General features: G+C 65.4%; 22 protein-coding genes. 18 read left to right on the top strand and 4 right to left on the bottom strand.

The genetic code is table 11. The features are described 5' to 3' along the window. Positions 1-47 precede the first annotated feature (47 nt). Positions 48-845, top strand: coding sequence for an endonuclease/exonuclease/phosphatase family protein (locus AB3X96_RS01790; RefSeq protein ID WP_176109779.1), 798 nt, complete (start codon positions 48-50; stop codon positions 843-845). A 46-nt stretch (positions 846-891) separates the two neighbouring features. Here AB3X96_RS01790 and AB3X96_RS01785 read toward each other — a convergent pair whose 3' ends face one another. Then, positions 892-1,848 (bottom strand): aldose 1-epimerase, encoded by a 957-nt coding sequence (locus AB3X96_RS01785; protein WP_368588363.1) that lies wholly within the window; start codon positions 1,846-1,848, stop codon positions 892-894. A 388-nt stretch (positions 1,849-2,236) separates the two neighbouring features. Here AB3X96_RS01785 and AB3X96_RS01780 point away from each other — a divergent pair, with 388 nt between their 5' ends. From AB3X96_RS01780 to AB3X96_RS01760, 5 genes are all read left to right on the top strand, one after another. Then, the gene (locus AB3X96_RS01780) at positions 2,237-3,289 is read left to right on the top strand and encodes a LacI family DNA-binding transcriptional regulator (protein ID WP_368588362.1); all 1,053 of its coding nucleotides are present in this window, start codon (positions 2,237-2,239) and stop codon (positions 3,287-3,289) included. Positions 3,290-3,464: 175 nt separating this feature from the next. Continuing rightward, positions 3,465-4,484 carry an ABC transporter substrate-binding protein gene (locus tag AB3X96_RS01775; RefSeq protein ID WP_368588361.1) on the top strand — a complete coding sequence of 340 codons (1,020 nt, stop codon included), beginning with the start codon at positions 3,465-3,467 and terminating at the stop codon, positions 4,482-4,484. A 325-nt stretch (positions 4,485-4,809) separates the two neighbouring features. Continuing rightward, entirely contained in the window at positions 4,810-6,375 is a 1,566-nt protein-coding gene (locus AB3X96_RS01770) for a sugar ABC transporter ATP-binding protein (RefSeq protein ID WP_368588659.1), read from the top strand. Positions 6,376-6,424: 49 nt separating this feature from the next. Next, on the top strand, positions 6,425-7,405 hold the full coding sequence (locus tag AB3X96_RS01765) for an ABC transporter permease (protein WP_176110660.1): 981 nt from the start codon (positions 6,425-6,427) through the stop codon (positions 7,403-7,405). Between the two features lie 22 nt (positions 7,406-7,427). Beyond that, positions 7,428-8,384, top strand: coding sequence for an ABC transporter permease (locus AB3X96_RS01760; RefSeq protein ID WP_368588360.1), 957 nt, complete (start codon positions 7,428-7,430; stop codon positions 8,382-8,384). Positions 8,385-8,571: 187 nt separating this feature from the next. Here the strand turns inward: AB3X96_RS01760 and AB3X96_RS01755 are convergent, their stop codons facing one another. Further along, positions 8,572-9,726 (bottom strand): hypothetical protein, encoded by a 1,155-nt coding sequence (locus AB3X96_RS01755; protein ID WP_368588359.1) that lies wholly within the window; start codon positions 9,724-9,726, stop codon positions 8,572-8,574. Positions 9,727-10,312: 586 nt separating this feature from the next. On the opposite strand from AB3X96_RS01755, the gene AB3X96_RS01750 reads away from it, so the two are divergent. The 11 genes from AB3X96_RS01750 (at position 10,313) to AB3X96_RS01700 (ending at position 22,815) form a co-directional block, all read left to right on the top strand. Next, positions 10,313-11,083, top strand: coding sequence for a ferredoxin--NADP reductase (locus AB3X96_RS01750; protein ID WP_018436901.1), 771 nt, complete (start codon positions 10,313-10,315; stop codon positions 11,081-11,083). 402 nt (positions 11,084-11,485) lie between these two features. Beyond that, the gene (locus AB3X96_RS01745; RefSeq protein ID WP_368588358.1) at positions 11,486-12,373 is read left to right on the top strand and encodes a sensor histidine kinase; all 888 of its coding nucleotides are present in this window, start codon (positions 11,486-11,488) and stop codon (positions 12,371-12,373) included. A 10-nt stretch (positions 12,374-12,383) separates the two neighbouring features. Then, positions 12,384-13,040 (top strand): response regulator transcription factor RqpR, encoded by a 657-nt coding sequence (gene rqpR / locus AB3X96_RS01740; RefSeq protein ID WP_176109785.1) that lies wholly within the window; start codon positions 12,384-12,386, stop codon positions 13,038-13,040. Between the two features lie 307 nt (positions 13,041-13,347). Beyond that, positions 13,348-14,739, top strand: coding sequence for an amino acid permease (locus AB3X96_RS01735; RefSeq protein WP_018436903.1), 1,392 nt, complete (start codon positions 13,348-13,350; stop codon positions 14,737-14,739). A gap of 415 nt (positions 14,740-15,154) precedes the next feature. Continuing rightward, entirely contained in the window at positions 15,155-15,676 is a 522-nt protein-coding gene (locus tag AB3X96_RS01730; RefSeq protein ID WP_176122322.1) for a (2Fe-2S)-binding protein, read from the top strand. Positions 15,677-15,686: 10 nt separating this feature from the next. Continuing rightward, positions 15,687-18,068 carry a xanthine dehydrogenase family protein molybdopterin-binding subunit gene (locus tag AB3X96_RS01725; protein ID WP_368588357.1) on the top strand — a complete coding sequence of 794 codons (2,382 nt, stop codon included), beginning with the start codon at positions 15,687-15,689 and terminating at the stop codon, positions 18,066-18,068. 28 nt (positions 18,069-18,096) lie between these two features. Beyond that, a complete protein-coding gene (locus tag AB3X96_RS01720; protein WP_368588356.1) occupies positions 18,097-18,894 on the top strand; it encodes a xanthine dehydrogenase family protein subunit M in 798 nt (265 codons plus the stop codon). 168 nt (positions 18,895-19,062) lie between these two features. Further along, the gene (locus AB3X96_RS01715) at positions 19,063-19,944 is read left to right on the top strand and encodes an AAA family ATPase (RefSeq protein ID WP_368588355.1); all 882 of its coding nucleotides are present in this window, start codon (positions 19,063-19,065) and stop codon (positions 19,942-19,944) included. Between the two features lie 11 nt (positions 19,945-19,955). After that, complete coding sequence (locus AB3X96_RS01710) at positions 19,956-21,221, top strand: VWA domain-containing protein (protein ID WP_368588354.1); 1,266 nt, start codon at positions 19,956-19,958, stop codon at positions 21,219-21,221. Then, positions 21,212-21,820 (top strand): CoxG family protein, encoded by a 609-nt coding sequence (locus AB3X96_RS01705; protein WP_368588353.1) that lies wholly within the window; start codon positions 21,212-21,214, stop codon positions 21,818-21,820. Before AB3X96_RS01710 ends, AB3X96_RS01705 begins: the two co-directional genes overlap by 10 nt. Further along, positions 21,793-22,815 (top strand): XdhC family protein, encoded by a 1,023-nt coding sequence (locus tag AB3X96_RS01700; RefSeq protein ID WP_368588352.1) that lies wholly within the window; start codon positions 21,793-21,795, stop codon positions 22,813-22,815. Before AB3X96_RS01705 ends, AB3X96_RS01700 begins: the two co-directional genes overlap by 28 nt. 51 nt (positions 22,816-22,866) lie before the next feature. Here the strand turns inward: AB3X96_RS01700 and AB3X96_RS01695 are convergent, their stop codons facing one another. After that, positions 22,867-23,541 (bottom strand): PepSY-associated TM helix domain-containing protein, encoded by a 675-nt coding sequence (locus AB3X96_RS01695; RefSeq protein ID WP_368588351.1) that lies wholly within the window; start codon positions 23,539-23,541, stop codon positions 22,867-22,869. Between the two features lie 334 nt (positions 23,542-23,875). On the opposite strand from AB3X96_RS01695, the gene AB3X96_RS01690 reads away from it, so the two are divergent. After that, the gene (locus AB3X96_RS01690; protein ID WP_368588350.1) at positions 23,876-25,774 is read left to right on the top strand and encodes a DUF3857 domain-containing transglutaminase family protein; all 1,899 of its coding nucleotides are present in this window, start codon (positions 23,876-23,878) and stop codon (positions 25,772-25,774) included. Positions 25,775-25,793: 19 nt separating this feature from the next. On the opposite strand, the gene AB3X96_RS01685 is transcribed toward AB3X96_RS01690, so the two are convergent. Continuing rightward, positions 25,794-26,831 carry a serine/threonine protein kinase gene (locus AB3X96_RS01685; RefSeq protein ID WP_368588349.1) on the bottom strand — a complete coding sequence of 346 codons (1,038 nt, stop codon included), beginning with the start codon at positions 26,829-26,831 and terminating at the stop codon, positions 25,794-25,796. Between the last annotated feature and the right edge of the window lie 158 nt (positions 26,832-26,989).

The following is a 26,989-nucleotide window of genomic DNA, read 5'->3' as shown; positions in this document are numbered from 1 at the left end:
CGCGCGCCTGACCGGCGCGCTCAAACAGAACACGTGGATAACGCGGCATGCGAAACCCAGAAGAACTGATCCGCGAGAGCCTCGCGCCGAACGATTTCGTCGCTGTGAGCTGGAACCTGCACAAGGGCCGCACCCCGCTCGGTTTTCAGGCCTGGCAGGCGATGCAGCGCTGGGTTCAATCGACTCACGCGGACGCCTACTTCCTGCAGGAAGCGATGGCGCGGCGCATGCCGTCACCGGTGTTGGCGAGCAGTTTCGGCGCGCCGATGGACGATCCACTGACCGACGTCTGGCACTGTCAGGCGACCGAAATCGCGCGCGCGCTCGAACTCGAAGTCGCGCTGGGCCCGAACGTGTTCAAGCCGTCGTGGCGGCACGGCAATGCAATTCTTTCGCCGCATCCGCTCGATCTTGGTGGCCGCTGGGACATTTCCGCGCACCGCTTCGAAAAGCGCGGCCTGCTGGTCGCGCGTGCGACGTTCGGCGGGCGGCTCGTCACGCTGCTGTGCGCGCATCTCGCGCTGACGCGTCCGGCGCGCTTGCGGCAAATGAACTGGATCGCGCACTGGATCGCGAAGGAAGCCCCAGACGGTCCGCTCGTGCTGGCCGGCGACTTCAACGATTGGCGCAACGACTCGGTGCCGCTCTTTCGCGAGCACGGCTTGCAGGAAGTCGCGACGCTGCTCGGCGAACCGGCGCGCACGTTCCCGGCGTTCTCGCCGGCGCTGTCGCTCGACAAGATGTTCGTGCGCGGCATGCAGCCGGTCGAATGGATCCAGCCGACGCAGGAGACCGCGTGGCTGTCGGATCATTTGCCGTATATGGCGAAGTTGCGGCTGGAGTAAACGCTTTCGGTCGTTGCGCTTTCGCCAACGGAAAGCGCGTGCCCCTTCACTCGCGATGCGGTGTCCAGCTCAACGCCGCTTCGATCTCTTCCCCCGGCTGCAACACGCAGCCGCCGACGTGCTCTTGTGTACCAACCGCGTTGAAGCAGTCGGTCGTGTTCGTGACCGGCTCCACGCATAGCTGCGGATCGTTGGCCGGCGCGAACACGACCAGGTGATCGAACGGCGCGTCGGCACGCATCGTCAGCTTGCGGCGCTCGTCGGGCCACGCGATCGTCGCCGCGCGCGACCAGTTCGAAAAGTTGTTATCCAGATCGAACGCGTCGGGTGACATGCCCGCGCGCAACGCGTCGACGGCAGGATGCGGGCCGAGATGCGTCGGCAGCACATCGGTGTCCGCGTGCCACATCGCCTGCACGTCGGCATGGATGCGCGTCGCCGCGGTGCGCGGATAGTACGGGTGATGGCCCATGCCGAACGGCATCGGCCGATCGGCGAGATTCCGTGCGGACATCGTGATGTGCAGCGCGCCGCCGCGCAACCCGATACGCTGCCGCGCGCGATAGCGAAACGGCCAGTCGCCGGTCACGCTCGCATCGGGCTCGTGCTCGAAGTGCAAGTCCACCGCGCTTTCACTTCGCGCTGCGACGCGCCACGGACGACGCCACGCGTTGCCATGCAGCGCGTGGGCGAAATGCGGGTCGTTGCCGGCGAGATCGATCGTCGCGCCGTCGAACGCGAAGCGTGCATCGCGAATCCGGTTGCAGTACGGGAACAGCGGGAAGCTCGCCATGCGCAGCGGATCGCGCGCTTCGAACGCTTCCGGCAGCGCCGGCCGCAGCCAGTGCAACGGACCTTCCGGCGTGACCTCGTAGAACGCCGCGAGCGCGCCGCCAATGTCCGGCGCGAGCACCGCGCGCAATGCGCCGGCCGACAAAGTAACGAGGCGCGCGGCGATCGCGGGATCGTCGAGCCATGACAGCTGCGCCGCCGATCGGGTCACGGCATATGCCTCGCCCGGCCGTGCAGGAATCAGGGACACGTCGCGCATGATCAGACGAGGCGAAACCGCGAGCGGAAAGCAGCAACAGAAACGTGCATTCATATCTCCTTTGACGTGCCGCGCACCCCGCGCCGGCGGACTACGGCAGTCCGCCCCGAGCGAGAATCGCACGACACCGCATTGCCGGTCAATATTATTAGTAATAAATTCGTTCAAAGAGCCGGTAACGGAGCGTAAGCTCGATTCCCAAATGGCGGGTTAGCGCGCGTTGCCGCGCGCATATTATTAGTGGTACCGTCAGCAGCATGATGCCGCTGGCATTCCCCTGCTTCAGCGCCGCCTCAGCGCGGCCCGCACAATGAAAAAATCGACTCAACGCCGTCCCACCATGACCGACATCGCCAAGCTCACCGGCGTGTCGCAATCCACCGTCTCGCTCGTGCTCAACAACGCGGCCGGCGCGAAGTTCTCCGAGGCCACCCGCAACAAGGTGCTGAAGGCCGCGCACGACCTCGGCTACCGGCTGTCGCTGCGCGAGCCGCTCACGGCATCGAGCGACGAGCGCAATCTGATCGTCTATCTGGCCGATGAAATCTCCACGAGCCCGCACCCGGTCGTCAACATCGACGGCGCGCGCGACGCAGCGTACGCGAGCGGCAAGATGCTCGCCGTCTACTCGACGCACGGCAACGCCGACATCGAAAAACAGGTACTCGACACGGTTATCACCAATCCGCACGTATTCGGCGTGATTTACGCGACCGTCTACACGCGCAAGGTCGCGCCGCCGGCCGCGCTGTCGCAGGTGCCGACCGTGCTGCTGAACTGCTACACCGGCGACAGCACGTTTTCGTCGGTGGTGCCGGCCGAGGTCGCGGGCGGCCATCTGGCGACCGAGTACTTGCTGCAGGCTGGCCACCGGCGCATCGGCTACATCAACGGCGAGCCATGGCAGGACGCCGCGAAAGACCGGCTGAAGGGCTACCGCACCGCGCTCGCGACCGCCGATCTGCCGTTCGCGGCAGAACTCGTGCGCGACGGCGACTGGAGTTCGGGCCTCGGCTTCGAGCTGACGCTGTCGCTGATGCGCGAAGCCAATCCGCCCACCGCAATCTTCTGCGCGAACGACCTGACCGCTATCGGCGCGATCGAGGCGCTCAAGCAACTCGGCCTGCGCGTGCCCGAGGACGTGTCGGTGCTCGGCTACGACGACCAGGAAATCGGCCGCCACACGCATCCGCCACTGTCGACGGTGGTGCTGCCCAACTACGAACTCGGCCGCTGGGCCGTCGAGACGCTGCTACAGGAAGAGCACAACCGCGCGGCCGGCGCACCGGTGCGCCATCGCACGGTGAAGCTCGACGGACCACTGGTCGAACGCGCCTCGGTCAGGGTAATTACCGAGGCAAAACCGGCGACAACTAATATTATTAGTGATTGACCGATAATAATTCCGAGTGGAATAATCGGCACGTCGGGTCGGGAAGAGCGCGCACCGGTGGGTTATAGCCAACTGCATCCTCGCCGTCGAAACAGCGTCGGGCTCCCGGCTGGACAGAGGCAATCCCGAGCAGCACAAAAAGCAAATACACCGTCACCGGTTACTGGAGGAAGACATGGCGTCGCTCATTACGCAGTCGCGCATGCACGCGCGCAAGCAGCAGATTCGTCCGCTCGCAGCTTCGCTGCTGGCTCTGGCAATCGGTGTCGGCGCGGCGGCCGCGCATGCCGACGACGCATTGCCGAAGCTGGCGACCAAGACCCCGTTGAAGGTCGGCTTCGCGCAGACCGAAAGCAACAACCCGTGGCGTCTCGCGGAAACCAGGAGCTTCAAGGACATCGCCGCAAAGTGCGGCTGGCAGGTCGTGATGACCGACGCCAACGGCTCCAACTCCAAACAGGTCTCCGACATTCAAAGCATGATCGCCCAGCACGTCGATCTGCTGGTATTCCCGCCGCGTGAAGAAAAGCCGCTCGCGCCGGTCGTGCTGCAGGCGAAGAAGGCCGGCATTCCGGTGATCCTCGTCGACCGCAACGTCGACCAGTCGGTCGCGAAGGCGGGCCGCGACTACATCACGTTCATCGGCTCGGACTTCATCGATCAGGGTCACCGCGCCGCCGACTGGCTCGTCAAGGCGACGGGCGGCAAGGCGAAGATCATCGAGCTCGAAGGCACGACCGGCGCGTCGGCCGCGAACGATCGCAAGAAAGGCTTCGACGAAGTGATCGCGAAGAACCCCGGCATGACAATCATCGCGTCGCAAAGCGGCGACTTCGCGCGCGACACCGGCCGCAAGGTGATGGAAACGCTGCTGCAGGCGCATCCGGACGTGACCGCCGTGTACGCGCACAACGATGAAATGGCGCTCGGCGCGATCGCCGCGATCAAGGCGGCCGGCAAGCAGCCGGGCAAGGACATCCAGATCGTCACGATCGACGGGACCAAGGGCGGCATGGACGCGATCGCGGCTGGCGAGCTCGGCGCGAGCGTGCAGTCGAGCCCGTTCTTCGGCCCGCTCGCCTGCGACGTCGCGCAGCGCTATGCGAAGGGTGAAAAGATCCCGACCTGGGTCAAGGTGTCCGACCGCTTCTACGACAAGGAAAACGTGCAGCAGAACATGCAGTACGGCTATTGATCGCAAGCATCGGGAAGTGCCCCGGGGCGGCATATTCCCGGGGACTCCCTTCGGCGTTGTAGCAGGAAGTCACCCGCCTTCTATGAATGTCTCCTCGTCGGGCGGGTGGCGGGAAGGCTTCGAAGCGACGCGCCCGTGACCGACGGACCGTCGCTTCGCTTTTATACGGGCGTAACATGGGCCGCACGCGCTGGGGCGGCCCGACCGCGTCGCCAGCAACAGCGCATCCGGCAATATCGGCAGCATCCGCATCAGGAGAACTCCCGTGACGGAATCTGGCAAAGAGACGCCACACTCCCCCCTTACCCGTTCGCCGCTGCTCGAGATGCAGGACATCGGCATCAGCTTCGGCGGCGTGCCCGCGTTGCGCGGCGCGAATCTGAGCGTGGCGGCCGGCGAAGTGCACGCACTGATCGGCCAGAATGGCGCCGGCAAATCGACGATGATCAAGATCCTGACCGGCGCCTATCGGCGCGGCTCGGGCAGCGTGCGCTTCGAAGGCCGCGAGGTCGATTTCCGCACGCCGAAGCAGGCGCGCGAAGCGGGCATCAGCACGATCTACCAGGAGATCAACCTGGTGCCGTTCCGCTCGGTCGCGGAAAACATCTTTCTGGGCCGCGAGCCGCGCCGCTTCGGTCTGATCGACTGGCGCACGGTGCAGCAGCGCGCGGCGGCGCTGCTCGATTCGTTCGGTTTGCAGATCGACGTGAAGAAGCCGGTCGGCCGTTACTCGACCGCGATCCAGCAGATGGTGGCGCTGGCGCGCGCGGTGTCGTCGGACGCGAAGATGGTGATCATGGACGAGTCGACGTCGTCGCTCGACGAGCGCGAGGTCGAGCTGCTGTTCACCGTCGTGCGCAAGCTGCGCGACGACGGCCGCGCGGTGATCTTCGTGTCGCACCGGCTCGACGAGCTTTACGCGCTGTGCGATCGCGTGACCGTGATGCGCGATGGCCAGACGGTCGCGCAAAGCACGATGGCCGAGATGGACAAGCTGCAGCTCGTCACGATGATGCTCGGCCGCTCGCTCGCCGCGGTCGTACAGGATGACACGGCAGCGCGCGAAGCGAATCTCGCGAAGCGCGGCAAGCAGGTGATCGGCGCGACACAGCTTGGCGCGCCGCCGAAGGTCAACGGCGTGTCGCTCGACGTGCACGCGGGCGAGGCGGTCGGCCTGGCCGGCCTGCTCGGCTCGGGCCGCACCGAAACGATGCGGCTGATGTTCGGCGCCGATCCGCTGGCGCAAGGCTCGCTCGCGATCGGCGGCGAGACGGTTGCGCTGAAATCTCCGCAGGACGCGATCGCGCGCGGCCTCGCGTACCTGACCGAAGACCGCAAGGGCGAAGGCATCGTCCCCGAACTGTCGGTGCGCGACAACCTGACGCTCGTCTGCCTGCGCACGCTTGCGAAAAACGGCATCGTCGACGTGAAGAAGCAGCAGGTGATCGTCGATCGCTTCATCGCTTCGCTCGGCATCAAGCTGCGCTCGGCCGATCAGCCGATCCGCGAGCTGTCGGGCGGCAATCAGCAGAAAGTGCTGCTCGCGCGCTGGCTCGCGGCTGAACCCGCGCTGCTGCTGCTCGACGAGCCGACGCGCGGCATCGACGTCGGCGCGAAAGCCGACGTCGCGAAGATCGTGCGCGAGTTGCGCGACGCCGGACTCGCGGTGCTGCTGTCCGCGTCCGAGCTCGAAGAGCTGACCGCGGTCGCCGATCGCGCGGTCGTGATCCGCGACGGCCGCACCGTCGCCGAACTGAACGGAGCCGATATGAGCGAGACCGCGATCATGGATGCGATCGCCTACGGCAGCGAGGGCCAATCTGCGCTCGCGCAAGCCGCGCGAGAGGCACACATCGAAGACGCGCTGGAGGGCGACCGTCATGGCGCTTAAGCTGCATTCCAATCCGCTGCGCGGCGAGGCGCCGGGCGCCGATACAACCATGATGCAATCGACCGACACGCCGCCCGCCCGGTCCGCGAGCACCGTGCAGAAGTGGCGCCATCTCGCGATGCAGCGCGAAGTGATCGTGCTGCTCGCGATGGTGCTGTTCAACCTGATCTTCACGCCGCATTTCTGGTCGCTGCAGACCTTCAACGTCAACATGACGCAGGTCGTGACGATCGTGATCGTCGGCATCGGCATGACGCTGGTCGTGGCGACGGGCGGCATCGATCTGTCGGTGGGCGCGTCGATGGCGATTGCGGGCGCGCTCGCGCCGATGCTGTTCCTCAACATCGCGGGACCGCTCGGCATCGCGCTCGCGTTCGTGCTGCCGGTGTTGGCGGCCGCCCTGTGCGGCGTGTTCAACGGTCTGCTCGTCACGCGATTATCGGTGCAGCCGATCGTCGCGACGCTCGTGCTGTTCATCGCCGGACGTGGCATCGCGCAGGTCGTCACCGACGGCAGTCTGCAAGCGTTCAACACGCCAGCCTTTCAGTGGATCGCGCTCGGCAAGGTCGCGGGCGTGCCGTTCCAGGTGCTGCTGATGCTCGCGCTGGTCGGCGTATTCGTGTGGGTCGTGCGCAAGACGCTGTTCGGCCAGTATCTGCTGATCACCGGCGGCAACGAGAAAGCCGCGTATCTGAGCGGCGTGCCGACCGCTGCCGTCAAGATGGTCGCGTACACGCTGTGCGCGGCGCTCGCGGGCCTCGCGGGGCTGATCTCGATCTCGGTGAATTCCTCGTCGGATGCGAACGTCGTGGGGCTTGGCGTCGAACTCGATGCGATCGCGGCGGTCGCGGTCGGCGGCACCGCGCTGACGGGCGGCAAAGCGTATATAGGCGGCACGCTGATCGGCGCGCTGATCATCCAGTTGCTGCGCTATACGCTGCTCGCGCACGGCATTCCCGATGCGGCCGCGCTCGTCGTGAAGGCCGGCATCATCGTCGCGGCGGTTTACGTGCAGCGGCGCTCGCGCTGACAACCTTTCCGGATTCGATGCGATGAAAAAGAATCTTCCCATCCTGCTTGCGCTCGCGGCGCTCGTCGTCTTCGGCCTCGTGCGCTATGACCACTTCGGCTCGGCGTACAACATCACATCGTTCTGGCGCTACAACTCGATGTTCGCGCTGATCTCGATCGGCATGGCCTTCGTGATCATCACGGGCGGCATCGATCTGTCGGTCGGCACGGTCGCGGCGCTCGCGAGCGTGGTCGCCGCGCTGACGAGCGTCTACGGCGGCTGGGTCGCGGTGCTGGCGGGCTGCGCGGCCGGGCTCGCGGTCGGCGTGCTGAACGGCATCATCATCACGCGGCTCAAGATCCTGCCGTTCATCGTCACGCTTGCGACGAGCCTTGGCGCGCACGGCGTCGCGCTGTTGCTGGGCAAGAACGACGCGGTCTCGATCGCGGCCGATTCGAACTTCGGCAACTTCGGTCAGGGCGACCTGTTCGGACTGCCGATCCCGGGACTCGTCGCGCTGGTCGCCGCGGTGGCCGGCTGGCTCGCGCTGCGCAGCACGCGCTTCGGGCGGCACTCGCTCGCGATCGGCGGCAGCGAGGAGGCCGCGCGGCTGATGGGGCTTAACGTGGACCGCACGCTGGTGATGGCCTACGCGGTCAGCGGGCTGCTCGCCGGCATGGCGGGCGTGATCCTCGCCGCGCAGTTCGGCGCGGGGCAGCCGAACGAAGGCGTCGGCTGGGAGCTGTTCGCGATCTCGGCGGTCGTGCTCGGTGGCACGCTGCTGACCGGCGGCGAAGGTTCCGTCGCGATGACGATCGCCGGCGTGCTGCTGCTCGGGCTCGTGTTCAATCTGCTGAACTTCGAGAACGGACTCGGCTTCATCAGTCTGTCCGCGTACTGGCAATCGGTGATTCGCGGCGTGTTCCTGCTACTCGTGATCGTGCTGCAGGCGCGGGTGCTGAAACAGCGAGGAAAAAAGCGGGCGGCGGCGGCCTGAGCAAGCGGCACCCGCGAGTTGGCGTCAACAATACCATCGGACAGATTTTCCTTATTTGACTGAGGCTTGCCGCTACAATCGCCGCCCCCGACTCATATCTGTGTACCGATAGACTCGCCGTGAAACCGTGTGACCGTGACGTGTCCCCGACGCGTCAGGACGTCCCCGATCGTCGTCCTCGGTTTCCTTATTGATTGTTCGTGCGCAACGTCCAGACCGTCGCGGTATTGGTGGCGTCGTCCACCGCCGTGAACTGCAGGTGGCGCTTGCTATCGAGGCCGAAGGCGAGGCCGAACGCCGAGCCCGGCGCAGGATCGACCTGCAATTGGGCGACGAACTGTCCGTCGACGGTGAACTCGACGATTTCGCTGGGCTGATTCGGGTCGGGGTTGACCGCGTCGCCGTTTGCGGTAACGAGATGCCCGTTGGGTGCGAGCGCCAGCGCAAGCGGACCGTGCAGGTGCTTGTTGTCCTGGTAAATTATCCGGCCGACGCCGCCATCGTGATTCGCGCCCGCGGCGCCGTAGATGGCGAACACCGCGTTGTCACCGGTCGAGGCGACGTAGAGCACGTCATGCGATGGGTCGTACGCCAGTCCGGTCGGGCCGACCACCAGCGCCGCCGGATCGGTGCGGTGCAGATAGCCTGACGCGATGATGGCCGAGCTGGGCAGCATCTGAACGCCGTCCTCCCCGATCGCAAGATCGATCCGTGCGACCTTTCCATTCAGCACGTCCGAGACGAAGACCCGGACGAATTGCCCCCCGTCGATCACGGTGAGATCCCAGGGGCCGTCCAGCAGCTTCTTATCTTTCAGTTCCGTGACGAGCCCGCCTTGCGGATTGATGACGAGCAGCGAGCCCGGAGGGACGACGTTCTTGCCATCCGTAGTCGGCACATTGCCCACCAGCACGAAGCCACTTCTGAGCACCGCGAGCGCCGTGGTGAGACCGAGATTGCTTCCCTGGAAGAAGGTCACCGGATTGCTATTGGGCACGAGCTTGACGATCGTCGTACCGGTTCCCTGCAGGTTCGACTGCGCATTGAAATTCGACACCACCACATCGCCGGGTTTGAGCGTGCTCCAGGACGGCACGCCGAACGGCACGAACGCCATGCCATACGGATTGACATCCCTGTTGGCCGGAACGGTCGACGAGGTCACGGACTGCGGCGGCAAAATCACCTCCTGCGCCTCGGCCGCGACCGCCCCCAACGATAAAACCAGCAGACCAGCCTGACACACCGCACGACGTAAGCGGTGCGATGCGCGTGCCCGTATCACCAATCCGGTGAAGTCCGTGTATGAACCGAATGCAGACATCGCACGAGAAGTTTCCATTTAACACCTCCTACTCGCCGGGGCGGTCGCGGCCGCCTGGACGAGTCGCGCAGCCACCGCACTGCCTGGCTACGCGCGACTCGCGTCCTGCGTAAACGAGGTGACGTCAGACGTATTCCCCAAAAATCGCGCCGTGCAACCGATAGTCGAACCCGAGGCGATCCCGATGGCGTCGGGACGGTTCCGCCCCATTTGCCAGCCTTATCAGCATGGTCAATGCTGCAGCGCACGCCGCGTTTCGGTATCATCTTGAAATTGTTGCCCACGCGGCGCGTCGCTTTCACGCCTGCCGGACTGCCAATGGCAGCCGCCCTGCGCGGCGTTCGCCGAATCGCCGTACCCCGCTGAAGCACGGCCGCTCTCACGCCAACGTACTTCGCGGCGCCAGCAAGCCGGCGCCGCCGCTTCCCGGTTTGGCAACCCGCTTTACCACGCTCGCCCGCCGCGCTGCGGCCCCGCCCCGGCGGGCACGGTAAAATGCTGGATTGCGCGGAAGTCCCGACCACGGATCAGCGCAGCATCGCCCTTGCCGTGCCGGCCGGCTCAGACGACTGGCCGCCTTTGTTTTCGCACTATCCAAGAAGCCATGAGCAATCTGAATTCACAAACCGTCCTGAGCGTCCATCACTGGACCGATACGCTTTTCAGCTTCACCTGCACGCGCGATCCGTCGTTCCGCTTCGAAAACGGCCAGTTCACGATGGTCGGCCTGCAGGTCGACGGCAAGCCGCTGCTGCGCGCCTACAGCCTCGCCAGTGCGAACTACGAAGAACATCTCGAATTCCTCAGCATCAAGGTGCAGGACGGTCCGCTCACCTCGCGTCTGCAGCATCTGAAGGTCGGCGACGAAGTGTTGATCGGCAAGAAGCCGGTCGGCACGCTGGTGGCCGATAACCTGCTGCCGGGCAAGACGTTGTGGCTGCTGTCCACCGGTACGGGCCTCGCGCCGTTCATGTCGATCATCAAAGATCCGGACATTTACGACCGCTACGAGCGCGTGGTCCTCACGCACACCTGCCGTTTCGTCGACGAACTCGCGTACAAGGAATACATCACCGAGCACCTGCCGGCGCATGAACACCTCGGCGAGCTCGTGCAGGAAAAGCTGCTGTACTACCCGACCGTCACGCGCGAAGCGTTCCAGAACCGCGGCCGCATCACCGAGCTGATCGAAACCGAAAAGCTGTTCGCCGACCTCGGCGTGCCGGGTTTCTCGCTCGAAAACGACCGCGTCATGCTGTGCGGCAGCCCGCACATGCTGCGCGACACGCGCAAGCTGCTCGAAGACGCCGGTTTCAAGGAAGGCAGCAACAACGAGCCGGGTCATTACGTGGTCGAAAAGGCCTTCGTCGGCTAAGCCGGTATTCCCTCTCGCGGTCCACGCACCGCGAATTCCAAAAAAGGAGCCTCTGGGCTCCTTTTTTTGTTGCTCCGTTACAAATTGGACCCTGTTACATCACCTTCGCTGTCAGAATTCCTCTGACACAGCGGTCGCACGAAAAACATCAAGTAATTTCTACAAACCATGCGCTAAGCCTTGGTACGACTGCTTTTTTAATCTTTTTGGGATATCATCGCGCCGCGAGATCAGACAAATTCATGCACTGAACATCGTCAAGCGGAGTTGTTACTGAATGTAAATTTCGTTACGTTGGGCCATCGTGTTTCGTCCGACGCGAAACCTCGTGGTTCGCAGGCGTTGATTCCGTCTGCGCGCGCCCGCTTCGCTGTCCACTTCGCGTCCTGGAGAGGGAAATTCATGGATACGTCGACTGCCGTCCCGTTCAACGCTGCGTTGGCCTCGGCCGCGCAGCGTGATGGCTTCGACATGCCGTCGCACGCCGCGCGCGAAATCGAGCGGCTGCGCGCGCGGGTGCGCGAGCTGGCGGCCGAACTGGTCGACGCGCAGGAAAGCGTACGTCGCCACGTCGCGCGCGAGTTGCACGACGGCGTCGGCGCCGAGCTGACCGCGACGCGCTTCGCGCTCGCGAGCATGGAAACCTGGCTGCCCGCCGACGCGCCGCCGCAATGCGCGGCCGCGCTCGCGGTCGCGAACCGTTCGCTCGACGCCGTGCACGCGGCGAACCGCGAGGCCATCGCGCAACTGCACGCGCCGTCGTTCGAGACTGGCCTCGCCGGCGCCCTGAAGTGCTGGGTGCGCGACTTCTCCTCTCGCACCGGCTTGCGCACCACCGTCACCTGCGCGGACGACGCGCGTCTCGCGCGCCTGCCCGCCGATGCCGCACTCGCCGTATTCCGCGTCGCGCAGGAAGCGCTGAACAACGTCGCGAAGCACGCACGCGCGAGCTGCGCCGACGTGCGTATCGAAACGGGTGCGCGTCATCTGAGGCTCCTCGTCAGCGACGACGGCATCGGCCTGCCGCGCGGCGCGCGCGAACGGAGGGGCCAGAAAGAACCAGCCGGTCATTTCGGCCTCGCCGGCATGAAGGCGCGCTGCGCCGCATTCGACGGCACGTTGCGGGTCGGCGCGAGGCGCGCAAGCGTCAGTTGCGGCGAGGATAGCGGCACTGGCAGCAACGGCGCCGTCGCCCCGCGCGGCACCTTGATCCAGGCCCGCTTCGCGTGGCACGCGGTGCTGGCTACCACCCCCGCGCCGCGCGCCGCCCGGCGCGCGCTGCAATCGTGAGCCCGCGACTATGAGCCTGCGCATCCTGATCGTCGAAGATCACGCGGTGGTCCGCCAGGGCGTTCGCCAGCTGCTGCTCGATCGCGGCGTCGCGCGCGAGGTCGCCGAGGCGCAAAGCGGCTCCGAAGCGCTCGACTCGGTCGTCCATCACAGCTTCGACGTCGTGCTGCTCGACATCTCGCTGCCCGACATGAATGGCGTCGAGGTGCTCAAGCGCCTGAAGCGCAAGGCGCCACGCGTCGCGGTGCTGATGTTCTCGATGTACCGCGAGGACCAGTACGCGGTGCGCGCGCTCAAGGCCGGCGCGTCCGGCTATCTGTCGAAGACGGTCGACGCCGCGCAGATGATCGGCGCGATCCAGCAAGTCGCCGCGGGCCGCAAGTACGTGAGCCCCGAGATGGCCGAGGCGCTCGCCGACTACGTGTCGTTCGACGGCGAGCAGTTGCCGCACGAAAAGCTGTCCGATCGCGAGTATCAGACGCTGTGCATGCTCGCGTCGGGCAAACGGCTCACCGATATCGCGGCCACACTGTCGCTGTCGGTGAAGACGGTCAGCGTGTACCGCACGCGGCTGCTCGACAAGATGAAGCTGCGCAACAACGCCGAGCTCACGTTCTATGTGATGAGCAACCGCCTCGTCGATCTGAATCCAGCGATGGCCGGCTAGGCCAGCAGACGCCATCGCCCATGGCTGCGGCGTGTGCCGCCGTCGGCCCGAGCCGATCGTGGCGCCCGCGCAAACGAAGAAATTCCGTCCCCATCGATCGCCTATTCAGTAAAAGCGTGACTGCCGCCCCCCCCGCTTGCGGCACCGCAAGACCACCCCGACGCGCCCTCCTGGCGGGAGTTCCCGCCCATCGCCCTGGTCCACGAAGCGCCGTTTTGAACCGGCCCGGTGGCACGCATCCGCTAGAATTGCGGGTTTTCCCGACATTCGGCGCGCAACACGCGTGCACCACTGGAGACCCACGCCAATGTCCCTGTTTCGCAAAAAGAGCGTCGAGCACATGCTTGCGGCAAGCGCTCAGACCGCCGGCCTGAAAAAGGCGCTCGGCGCGCTCGACCTGACTTTCCTCGGCGTCGGCGCCATCATCGGCACCGGCATCTTCGTGCTCACCGGCACGGGCGCCTTGCAGGCCGGCCCCGCGCTGATGATCTCGTTCGTGATCGCGGCGATCGCCTGCGGCTTCGCCGCCCTCGCCTATGCCGAATTCGCGTCGACAATTCCGGTCGCAGGTTCGATCTACACGTACTCGTACGCGACGCTCGGCGAGCTGGCCGCGTGGATCATCGGCTGGGACCTGATGCTCGAATACGGGCTCGCGACCTCGGCGGTGTCGGTCGGCTGGTCAGGCTATCTGCAGTCGCTGCTGTCGGGCTTCGGCGTGTCGCTGCCGATGGCGCTGACCGCGGCCCCCGGCGCCGTCCCCGGACACGAAACGCTGTTCAACCTGCCCGCCTTCCTCGTGATGATGGCGATCACCACGCTGCTGTCGGTCGGTGTGCGCGAATCCGCGCGGATCAACAACATCATGGTGGCGATCAAGGTCGTGGTCGTGCTGCTCGTGATCGGCGTCGGCGTGTTCCACGTCACGCCGGCCAACTGGCACCCGTTCATGCCGCACGGCTGGAGCGGCGTGTTCGGCGCGGCCGCGGTGATGTTCTTCGCGTTCATCGGCTTCGACTCGGTGTCGTCGGCGGCGGAAGAGGTGAAGAATCCGAAGCGGGATCTGCCGATCGGCATCATCGCGTCGCTCGGCGTGTGCGCGGTGCTGTATGTGGCCGTGGCCGCGGTCGTCACCGGCATCGTGCCGTCCGAGAAGTTCATGGGCATTTCGCACCCGGTGTCATACGCGCTGCAGCTCGCGGGGCAAAACTGGGTCGCGGGCTTCATCGACCTCGGCGCCGTGCTCGGCATGCTGACCGTGATTCTCGTGATGGCCTACGGTCAGACGCGCGTGATCTTCGCGATGTCGCGCGACGGGCTGCTGCCCGCGAAGCTGTCGAAAGTGCATCCGCGCTTCGCGACGCCGTTCTTCACGACGTGGCTCGTCGGTATCTTCTTCGGCCTGATCGGCGCGCTGGTGCCGCTCAATGTGTTGGCTGAACTGATCAATATCGGCACGCTCGCGGCATTCTCGATGGTGTCGATCGCGGTGCTCGTGCTGCGCAAGACGCACCCCGAACTGCCGCGCGCGTTCCGTTGCCCGGGCGTGCCGGTCGTGCCGGTGCTCGCGGTTGCATCGTGCCTGTTCCTGATGCTGAATCTGCAAGGCATCACGTGGGGTGCGTTCCTGATCTGGCTCGCGATCGGCATGGTCGTCTATTTCGGCTACTCGCGCCGTCATTCGAAACTGGCAAAGTAAGGCGCCGTTTTCAACGAGGCCACGCCAATGAGCTGAATGCTCGCGAGCGCGGCCTCGCTTTCCGCTGATTTATCGAAGCGCCCCGTCATGCCCTGCAGACGGGGCGCTCGTCTTTGCGGCGTCCCGTTCCGTGGCCGCCGTCTTCTGTTCGTGCGCTCGCGCGCGCCGACACACTTCCCCTCATAGCGCGTCCGCGCGATTTGTGCTTTACTTTTCGGCAGACTTGTAAAACCCGCAGCACCCGCATCGGACCTCGCGAATCGCAATCACACGCAGTCGAAGCAAAAGCAGGGGCAACAACAATCACAGGTCCGGTCTCACCCACAGCAACTATCTTGCATGGGATCGTGGTCAGCGTGGAGGCGGGGATCGATACGCCGAAGCGCTCGCTCCGATCGACAAAGGAGACAGCTTCATGGCGATCAGCATCAGTCTGACGGTCAATGGCGCACCCGTGAGCGCCTCAGTCGACCCTGGCACCCTGCTTGTCCAGTTCCTGCGCGATCAACTCCGTCTGACCGGCACCCACGTCGGCTGCGATACCGCGCAATGCGGCGCCTGCACCGTGCATCTGAACGGCCGCGCGATCAAGTCCTGCAACATCCTCGCCGCGCAAGCCGATGGCGCCGAAGTCACGACCATCGAAGGGCTCGCGCACAATGGCGCGCTGCATCCGATGCAGGCCGCGTTCAAGCACTGCCACGGTTTGCAATGCGGCTTCTGCACGCCGGGCATGGTGATGAGCGCGGTGTCGCTGGTTCAGCGTCAACCCGACCTGACCGGCGACGAAGTGCGCGAACAGCTCGACGGCAATCTGTGCCGCTGTACCGGTTATCACAACATCGTCAAGGCCGTGCTCGAAGGCGCCGCGGGTATGAAGGCGTCCGCCGCATCGAGCGCAACTGCCGGCGCGAATGCCACCGGCGCAACCGCCTGAGGAGCCGACGATGAACGCACCCGATACCCAGAGCCTGATCGGCGCCGCCGTCGAACGCAAGGAAGACTATCGCTTCCTGACCGGCAAAGGCCAGTACACCGACGACATCGTGCTGCCGCAGCAAACCTACGCGGTGTTCCTGCGCTCGCCGCACGCGCACGCGAAGATCAACAGCATCGACACGAGCGCGGCCAAACAGTCGCCGGGCGTGGTCGCGATCTTCACCGGCGCGGACCTGGCGGCGGAGAAGGTCGGCGGACTGCCGTGCGGCTGGCTGATCCACAGCACCGACGGCAAGCCGATGAACGAGCCGCCGCATCCGGTGATCGCGCATACGAAGGCGCGGCATGTGGGCGACCAGATCGCGCTCGTGATCGCCGAATCGATCAAGGCCGCCAAAGATGCGGCCGAACTGATCGAGGTCGATTACGAAGAACTGCCGGCCGTCGTCGATACCGCGCATGCGGCCGACCCGGGTCAGGCGGCAGTGCACGACGAAGTGCCCGACAACGTCTGCTACAACTGGGGTCACGGCGACAAGGCCGCGACCGACGCCGCGTTCGCGAAAGCCGCGCACGTGACCACGCTCGACATCGTCAATAATCGGCTCGTGCCGAACGCGATCGAACCGCGCGCGGTCAACGCGAGCTATTCGGCGCAGGACGATAGCTATACGTTGTATGTGGCGAATCAGAATCCGCACGTCGAGCGACTGCTGATGGCCGCGTTCGTGCTGTCGCTGCCGGAATCGAAGCTGCGCGTGATCGCGCCGGACGTCGGCGGCGGCTTCGGCTCGAAGATCTTCCTCTACGCGGAAGACGTCGCGCTCACGTGGGCATCGAAGAGGATCGGCCGGCCGGTCAAATGGACGGCCGAGCGCTCCGAGGCGTTCCTTTCCGACGCGCACGGCCGCGATCACGTGACCAAGGCCGAGCTGGCGATGGACGCCGACGGCAAGTTCCTCGCGATGCGCGTGCATACGATCGCCAACATGGGCGCCTATCTGTCGACGTTCGCGTCGAGCGTGCCGACGATCCTGTACGCGACGCTGCTCGCCGGCCAATACGCGACGCCCGCGATCTACGCGGAAGTGAAGGCGGTCTTCACCAACACCGTTCCGGTCGATGCGTATCGCGGCGCGGGCCGGCCGGAAGCGACGTTCGTCGTCGAGCGTCTGGTCGAAGCCGCGGCGCGCGAGATGAAGCTCGACCCCGCGGAAATTCGCCGCCGCAACTTCATCACGCAGTTCCCGTACGCGACGCCGGTCGGCCTCACCTACGACACCGGCGACTACAACGCGATCCTGTCGCGCGCGCTGACGCTCGCGGACGTCGAAGGTTTCGCCGCGCGTCGGCAGGAATCGGAAAAGAACGGCAAGCGCCGCGGCCTCGGCTACTCGTGCTACATCGAGGCATGTGGTCTCGCGCCGTCGAACATCGCGGGCGCGCTAGGCGCGCGCGCGGGCCTGTTCGAAGTCGGCCAGATTCGCGTGCACCCGACCGGTTCGGTCACCGTGTTCACGGGTTCGCATAGCCACGGCCAAGGCCACGAGACGACCTTCGCGCAAGTGGTCGCCGACCGCCTCGGCATTCCGCTCGACAGCGTCGAGATCGTGCACGGCGACACCGGCCGCATCGCGTTCGGCATGGGCACGTATGGCTCGCGTTCGATCGCGGTCGGCGGCTCGGCAATCTCGAAGGCGCTCGACAAGATCGAGGCAAAGGCGAAGAAGATCGCCGCGCATCTGCTCGAAGCGTCGGCTGAAGACATCGAGTTCAGGAACGGCGTGTTTCGCGTCGCGGGTACCGACCGCACGAAGGCGTTCGCGGAAATTTCACTCGCAGCCTACGTGCCGCACAACTATCCGCTCGATGTGCTCGAACCGGGCCTCGAAGAAAGCGCGTTCTATGACCCGACCAACTTCACGTATCCGTCGGGCGCGTACATCTGCGAGATCGAAGTCGATCCGGACACCGGCGAGAGCCGCATCCAGAAGTTCACCGCGGTCGACGATTTCGGCAACGTGATCAATCCGATGATCGTCGAAGGCCAGGTACATGGCGGGCTCGGGCAAGGCATCGGCCAGGCGATGCTCGAGCGCTGCGTGTACGACACCGACAGCGGCCAGCTGCTGTCCGGCTCGTACATGGACTACGCGATGCCGCATGCGTCCGATCTGCCCGACTTCACGGTCGAGACTTCGAAGGGCACGCCGTGCACGCACAACCCGCTCGGCGTCAAGGGCTGCGGCGAAGCGGGCGCGATCGGCTCACCGCCGGCCGTGATCAACGCGATCATCGACGCGCTCGCGCCGCTTGGCGTGACCAATCTGCAGATGCCGGCCACACCGCATCGCGTGTGGTCCGCGATTCAAGCGGCGAAGCAAGCCTGACCCAACGATCCTGAGCGGAGCATTCGACATGTATTCATTCGAGTATCAACGCGCGACGGATCCGCAAGCGGCCGCCGCAGCCCTCACCGCCGACCCGGAAGCGAAGTTTCTCGCCGGCGGCCAGAGCCTTCTGCCGACGATGCGCCTGCGTCTTGCGCAGCCGTCACAACTGATCGACGTGACGCGCATTCCCGCGCTCAAGACGATCAGCGTCGACGCCAACAAGGTGACGATCGGCGCGGCCGTTTGTCATGCCGACGTCGCCGAGCATGCGGACGTGCGGCGCGTGTTGCCCGCGCTAGCGGAGCTGGCTTCGAATATCGGCGATCGCCAGGTGCGCGCGCTCGGCACGATCGGCGGCTCGCTCGCGAACAACGATCCGGCCGCGTGCTACCCGGCCGCCGCGATGGGGCTCGACGCGACGATCGTCACGGACCGGCGGCGCATCGCCTCGAGCGATTTCTTCGTCGGCATGTACGAGACCGCGCTCGAACCCGACGAGTTGATCGTCGCCGTCGAGTTTCCGGTGCCCGAGCGCGCCGCGTACGAGAAATTCCGCAATCCGGCCTCGCACTTCGCGCTGGTCGGCGTGTTCGTCGCGAAGTCCGCAGGCGGTGTGCGGGTTGCGGTGACGGGTGCGGCGTCGTCGGTATTTCGCGTGCCCGAGCTCGAAAGCGCGCTGTCGGCGAACTTCACGCCCGAGGCGGCACGCGCGGTCAGCGTGTCGCCCGGCGAGCTGAACGACGACATGCACGCGAGTGCCGCGTATCGCGCGCATCTGATTCCGCTGCTCGCCGCGCGCGCGGTCACGAAGGCAAATGCCTAGCGATACTCGCTAGGCGGCCCGGCTTGCCGCGCGAACATCTTGGCGCGCACAAGCCGGCTTCGTTCCTTTCGCGAGCAGGCGCCTGCGTTCGACGCCGAGCTCGCGCCCATTGCGTTCTTCACTCGCGCCACGCCTTGTCATGGCCTTTCGCGCAGATTCAGGACCACCATGCAGCCGGCTTCGATCGACGACACCCTCGCCCAACTCGCCGCCCAAGGCTATTTCGCGAGCCGCGAACTCGCGACCGCGCTGTACCTCGCGCTGCGCATGGAGCGGCCGCTGTTCGTCGAAGGCGAGCCGGGTGTCGGCAAGACCGAGCTCGCGAAAGCGGCGGCCGGCATGCTCGGCACCACGCTGCTGCGGCTGCAATGCTATGAAGGACTCGACACCGCGAGCGCGCTTTATGAGTGGGACTACCCGCGCCAGATCATGGCGCTGCGGCTCGCCGAAGCGAGCGGCGAGCGCCCCGACAACGACACGCTGTATCGCGGCGAATTCCTGCTGAAGCGTCCGCTTCTACAGGCACTGATGCCCGACGAAGACCATCCCGGCGCGCGACGCGTGCTGCTGATCGACGAAATCGACCGCGCCGACGAACCGTTCGAGGCCTTCCTGCTCGAACTGCTTTCGGATTTCCAGGTATCGATTCCCGAATACGGCACCGTGCGCGCCGCACAGCCGCCGCTCGTCATCATGACGTCGAACCGCACGCGCGAAGTGCACGATGCGTTGAAGCGCCGCTGTCTGTATCAATGGATCGGCTATCCGGATCGCGAGCGCGAGCTCGAGATCGTCGCCGCGCGCGCGCCGCAAACGTCGGCGCAATTGCAGCGGCGCGCGGTCGACTTCGTGCATCGACTGCGCGGCATGGATCTGTTCAAGGCGCCCGGCATCGCCGAAACGATCGACTGGTGCCGCGCGCTCGAAGCGCTGTCGGTGACAGAGCTCGATCCGCAATCGGTGCAGAACACGCTCGGCGTGCTGCTCAAGTATCAGGACGATCTCGCGCGCGTGGATGTCGCGCAGATCGCGCAGTGTCTGGCCGGGTGAGGGTCGTCGGCATGACGAACGACATCGGCATAGGCAGACACGACGGCGTAAAGCAGCAGTCCGCGCCCATGCTCGCGCGCAACGTCGTTCATTTCGTGCGCGTGCTGCGCGGCGCCGGTTTGCCGATGTCGCCCGCACAGGCCGTCGACGCGCTCGCCGCGTTGCAGTGGATCGATCTCGGCCGCCGCGACGACGTGCGCGCCGCGCTTGCCGCGCTGCTCGTCACCGCGCCCGACGAACGTGAGCTCTTCAATGCCGCATTCGATCTTTTCTGGCGCGACCCCGACTGGGAGGGCAAGCTGCGCGCACTGCTGCTGCCGAAAGTGCGCGACGGCCTGCCGCCGCCGAAGCGCAACAACCGTCTCGCCGATGCGCTCGCGGTACGCATGCCGCCGTCGCCGCGTCTGAATGCGCCGCAAGAAACCGAGCAGCACGAGTTGCATGCCCAGTTGACGTTCAGCGCGGAAGAGCGGCTGCGTCATCGCGATTTCGACACGCTGAGCGCCGACGAATGGCGCACGCTGCGTCATCTGATCCGCGGCCAGCGGCTGCCGCTCGCCACCGAACCGACGCGGCGCCTGAAGGCGGCATCGCAGGGCACGCACGCGGACCTGCGCGCGAGCGCGCGGCACGCGGTGCGCGCCGGTGGCGACTGGACCGTGTGGAAGTATCGCGCGAGGATCGAGCGCAAGCCGCCGCTCGTGCTGCTGCTCGACATTTCCGGCTCGATGAGCAACTACTCGCGCGCGGTGCTGTACTTCTGCCACGCGTTGTTGCAGTCGCGCGAACGTCTGCAGGTGTTTCTGTTCGGCACGCGGCTCACGAACGCGACGCGCGCATTGCGCGAACGCGATCCCGACGTCGCGATCGCGACGCTCAGCGATCAGGTGGTCGACTGGTCGGGCGGCACGCGCATCGGCGCGGCGCTCGCCGAATTCAACCGACGCTGGGCGCGCCGCGTGCTCACAGGTCGTGCAACGGTGCTGCTCGTCACCGACGGTCTCGATCACGAAGCGATCGACGTGCTCGATGCCGAAATGGCGCGCCTCGCACGTTTCGCGCATCGCATCGTGTGGCTCAATCCGCTGCTGCGGTTCAGCGGCTTCACTCCGAAGGCGCGCGGCGTGCAGGCGATCCTGCCGTATGTCGACGCGCATCGTCCGGTTCATAATCTAGACAGTCTCGCAGCGTTCGGCCGCGACCTCGCGCAATTGACGCGCACACCTCGCCACGCCGTCGCCGCGACGACACTCGCAGGAGCAACGTCATGGAATTGAGCGAAACTCATACGCTGCCGGTCGCGCAGCAGCAAACGTGGGACGCGTTGAACGACACCGAAATTCTGCGCGCCTGCATCCCCGGTTGCGAAAGCATCGACCCGGACGGCGAAAACGCATACCTGGTCACGCTGAGCGCGGCGGTCGGCCCGGTCAAGGCGCGCTTCAAGGGGCGCATGCAACTGACCAACATCGACGCGCCGAACGCCTACACGATCGTGTTCGAAGGCCAAGGCGGAGCGGCCGGCTTCGCGAAGGGCAATACGCAGGTCACGCTCGAAGCCGACGGCGATGCCGCGACGAAGCTCTCCTACACCGCCAACGCGCAGGTCGGTGGCAAGCTCGCGCAGATCGGCTCGCGGCTCGTCGACGGTGCGGCGCGCAAGATTGCCGGGGAGTTTTTCAAGCGCTTGAGTGCCCAGCTCTCCGGTGACAATAGCGCTGATGAGGCTGCGGACGGTGACGCCTCGGTGGATACCGAAGCCGAAGCCGCGTCTGCGTCTGAGCAAACGGAATCGAACGAGGCCGCGGACGGCGAGTCCGGCGGCGAAGCAAAGAAAGGGAAAAAATCATGGACAGCGTGGATCTCGAAGTTCTGAAGACTAGCGCCCGCTGGCTGGACGACGGACATCGCGCGCTCCTCGTGACGGTCGTGAAGACGTGGGGCTCGTCGCCGCGTCCCGAGGGCGCGATGCTCGCGGTGCGCGACGACGGCCTCGTGGTGGGCTCGGTGTCGGGCGGCTGCATCGAAGACGATCTGATCGACCGCGTACGGCAACAGGGCATCGAGCAGACGCATCCGGAAGCGGTGAAATACGGGATCACAGCCGAGGAAGCGCATCGCTTCGGGCTGCCGTGCGGCGGCACGATCCAGCTCGTGCTCGAACCGTTGACGCGGCAAAGCGGCATCGCCGAGTTGTGTCACGCGGTGGAGAACGGCCGGCTCGTCGCGCGTGAACTCGACATGGCGACGGGCGCGGTGCGGCTCGACAACGCGCAGGCGACCGACGGCGTGCATTTCGACGGTGAGCGTCTGCTGACGATCCACGGCCCGCGCTACCGGATGCTCGTGATCGGCGCCGGGCAGTTGTCGCGCTACCTGTGCCACATCGCGGTGGGGCTCGATTATCAGGTGACGGTCTGCGATCCGCGCGAGGAATACACCGAGGAATGGGACGTGCCGGGCACGAAGATCGTCCGCACGATGCCGGACGATACCGTGATCGACATGAAGCTCGACGAGCGCTGCGCGGTGATCGCGCTCACGCACGATCCGAAGCTCGACGATCTCGCGCTGATGGAAGCATTGAAGACGCCGGCGTTTTATGTCGGTGCGCTCGGCTCACGCCGGAACAATCACGCGAGACGCGAGCGTTTGAAGGAGTTCGATTTGAACGAAGCCGAACTGGCCCGTTTGCATGGGCCCGTCGGCATTTATATCGGCAGCCGGACGCCGCCTGAGATCGCGGTGTCGATTCTCGCGGAGGTGACGGCGGCCAAGAATGGCGTGTCGCTGCCGACGCTATTGCAGGTCGAAGGCGCAAAGGCTGCGCGGGAGATTGCGGCGTCGGGTGGCGCCGCTTGCAAAGCGTAACCTGCCGCGTTCAACAAAACAGACGGAGGGCACCGGGCGTGCCTTCCGCGCTTACATCAAGCCGCAAAGCACCGCCGCGATCACTGATCCGCTCACCAGTACCACGCCCACCACGCGGCGTTTATTCAATTCGGTCCACAGCAGCACGCCGGTCAGCGACAGCAGAATCAGGCTGCCCGCGATCGTGTCGATCAACAGCACCCACCCGCCGCTGAGACCCACGCCCTTGTGCAGATTGCTCAGCGTCGCGAAAAACGAGTTGCGCGTGTGCTTCACCGTCACGAAGCCATTTCCGACCCAGTACTCGGCCTGCACGCTCTGGCCCGGTCCCATGATGCCGACCTGCCATTGCTCAGGCTGAATCGTGCTGTGATCGCCCCACGCGACCGGATGGGCGGGCTCGCGCTTCGCGCGTCCAGGCTTGCCGTCGATCTTCAGTTCGCGTTGCAGCCACTTCGCCATCTCCCCCGGCGAGTGCAGCGGTTTCTCAGGCACCGCGATCTGCATTTCCTCGACCTGCGGCGCGCCCGTGGAAATTTTCAGCGGACCGGCGCGATGATTGAGCAGAAAGCCGGTCACGCCGAACATCAGCCCGAGCACCGCGCCCCACAAGCCGATCCAGCCATGCACATTGCGCAGCCACTTGATGAAGGTCGCACGACGCGAACGCTGCCGCCCCGGCGCGGCGACGGTAGGTTTCAAATCGATCGATTCAGGCGCGTTCAAAACGGACTCCAGGCTAGAGCGGTAAGAAGAATTCGAGTGAGAGAAGAGGCGGATCGGCCGGCTTGTGACGGGCGATCGCGTGAAGGGCTGGCTGGCGGTCACAGAGGAGGAGACGCGTGACAAAAAGCTTGCGATGCCTTTCAATTGAGAAACATTATCATTACACAATTAAGTGTTTTGCTCAATGTCGGGACGCTGTGGGTGCGCGATGCATACCCGCCGGGCGATCTTCGAGTCGCTTCCAGATGCGCGCCAGCCGCTTGACATCCGCGCGGCGTGAAACGACGCTAGCTGGCGATGCCGTCAACGTTATCGTCCGGGGACACCTGCCGTCATGCGACTCTGCCTCGTGGTCCTTGCCACCGCCAGCTGGCTGGCCGGCCTTCATGCCGCGAGCGCGAGCGTGCCGGTCAAACTGGACGACCCGTACACCAACGAAGGCGAGACGCAGACCTTCACCATCAGCGCCGACGGCTCGTATGCGAAGCTCGATTCGATGACGCTGCGCGTGAACAACGAAGCCGGTGTCGAGCGGGTCGCGCAGCAATACGTCTGGTTCAACCGCAACATGGCCGACGTGCAGATTCTCGAGGCCTATACGGTCACCGCCGATGGTAAACGTCACGACGTAGCGCCCGAGCAGATCCGCGACGTGCAGGAAGTCCGTTCGTTCGACGCGCCGATGTTCCAGGACATCCAGGAAAAGGTAATCGTGTTCCCCGCGGTCGAACCCGGCGCGCGCGTGCATCTGACGTACCGCAAGACGCAGCGGCAGCCGATCGTGCCTGGGGAATTCAGCGACTTCACGCCGCCCGACCTCGCGCCGACCCGCAACTTCCGCCTGATCTACGACCTGCCCGCTGACAAGCCGTTGTACGCGGACGCGCGCGGCTTCAGCGCGGTGACGCCCATCACGCGCGACGGCCGCACGCGCTACGAATTCCGCTACGACAAGGCGCATTTCGACCGGCTCGAACGCGGCTCGATCGCGTACGTGTCGTACGGGGATCGGCTGATGGTGTCGACGTTTCCCAGCTATGCCGCGTTCGCCGCGTCCTATCGCAGCTCCGCGGCCGACCCGGGTACGCACGACGCCGCGATCACCCAGCTCGCGCAGCAGTTGACCGCGCACGATCACACCCCGCGCGACAAAGCCAAAACACTGTACGACTGGGTTCGCCGCAATATCCGCTATGTCGCGATCTACGTCGGGCGCGGCTCCGTCGTGCCGCACAGCGCGAGCGCGATCCTCGCGAACCGCTATGGCGATTGCAAGGACCACGTCGCGCTCTACGGCGCGTTGCTCGACGCGGTCGGCGTGCGCAACGAGCCGGCGCTGATCAGCAGCGGCACCATCTACACGCTGCCGAGCGTGCCCGGCTACGGCGTCATCAATCATGCGATCACGTGGCTGCCCGATTTGCAGACGTACGCGGATTCGACCGCGTCGAACGTCGAGTTCGGTTTTCTGCCTTCATCCGACATGAACCGTCCCACCGTGTTGATCGACGACGGCGTGCTCGCGCAAACACCGGCCACCGCGCAGATGTCGCGCAGCACCGATCTCGCGATCAAGATCGAACCGGACGGCTCGGCGAGCTTCACATATCGGCTGCAGGATGCCGGACCCTATGCCGAGCAGGCCCGCGCGCGGCTACGCACGCAGACGCCCGGGCAACGAGAGGAATCGATCCAGGCCGAGTTGCGCAACGCGAATCTGCGCGGCACCGCGACGCTGACGACGAGCGACCTCAGCGCGGTCGACGGCCCGCTCACGCTGACGATGAAAGGCACGCTGGAAAGTCTCGTGGTGACCGGCATGACCGCATCGATCCCGGCCTTGACGAGCCTCGGCGGCGGCGTCGAGGCCGATACGCGCTACTGGCTCGGCGAACGCAAGCGCACGCAGCCGTTCGTGTGTCACAACCTCGCGATCCACGAACGCGCGCGCATCGAACTGCCGGCCAACTTCCGCGTGCTCGACATGCCGGAGGCGCAACGCACGCAGGACCGCTTCGTCGATTTCACGTCGGAGTACACGTTCGATCCGCTCAGCAACGTGGTCACGATGACGCGCGACGGCGCCACCCATTTCGACAGCGACGTGTGCACGCCCGATGATTTCACGCGCATGCGTCCCGCGATCGAAGCGATCGGACGGGACGTGCGCGCGGAGGTGATCGTCAGATCGACGCTGGTGGAGTCGTCGAACGTGGCGTCGCAGGCGCCTTGATCGTCAACGCGTCAACGCGTCAAACCGGCCGCAACGGTCCTTCCTGCATCGCGCCGATCTGCTCGCGCATCTCGAGGATGCGGTCCTCCCAGTAGCGCTGGGTGTTGAACCAGGGAAACGCCGCCGGAAACGCCGGATCGTTCCAGCGGCGGGCGAGCCACGCCTGATAGTGAATCAGCCGCAACGTGCGCAGCGCTTCGATCAGATACAGTTCGCGCGGCTCGAACTCGCAGAAATCCTCGTAGCCGGCGAGCAGGTCGGCGAGCGCGCGCGACGCCTCCGCGCGTTCACCCGGCAACAGCAGCCACAGGTCCTGAATCGCGGGACCCATGCGGCTGTCGTCGAAATCGACGAAATGCGGGCCCGCATCGGTCCACAACACGTTGCTCGGATGACAGTCGCCATGCAGACGCAATGTGCGAATCTCGCCGGCCCGCTCGAACGCACGCGCGACGCCTTCGAGCGCGAGATTCACGACGGTTTCCCACGCGGTGCGCACGTCGTCGGGCACGAAACGATGCGCGAGCAGGAAGTCGCGCGGCTCGTAGCCGAACGTGTCGATGTTCAGTGCGGGACGTTCCGCGTAGTCCTGGGTCTGCCCGATCGCATGTATGCGTCCGATGAAACGTCCGAGCCATTCGAGCGTGTCGCGCCGGTCGAGATCCGGCGCGCGACCTCCGCGTCGCTCGAAGACCGAGAAGCGGAAACCGTCGAAGCTATGCAGTGTGCGGCCATCGAGCATGCGCGCAGGCACGGCCGGAATCTCGCGCGCGGCGAGTTCGGCGACGAACGCGTGCTCTTCGAGAATCGCCGCGTCGCTCCAACGCTCGGGACGATAGAACTTCGCGACCACGGGCGGACCGTCTTCGACGCCGACCTGATACACACGATTTTCGTAGCTGTTGAGCGGCAGCAGACGGCCGTCGGTTCGCACGCCGGACGTTGCGAGCACGCCGTCGATCGCGTCCAGCACGGTTTCCGGCGTGAGCCGCGCGAACGGCACGGCGCCATCGGCGCCGGCCTCAGGATAGTAATTATCGGGAATGGTGTCGTTCATGCCCCGCATTGTGCGCCGCGCCGCGGCTAAAGACGAGGGCGACGGCTCGCAATGCGTGCGTGGCATCGCTAGAAATACGGGCTGATTTGCGGCGCGCCGTGAATCGACGCGCGCATCGACCCGCAGCGATGCTGGCGAGCCGATCTCACCTTACAACA

The organism is Paraburkholderia sp. BR13439, assembly GCF_040948805.1.
Lineage (GTDB): Bacteria > Pseudomonadota > Gammaproteobacteria > Burkholderiales > Burkholderiaceae > Paraburkholderia > Paraburkholderia youngii.
This window is presented reverse-complemented; position numbering and strand designations above follow the sequence as displayed.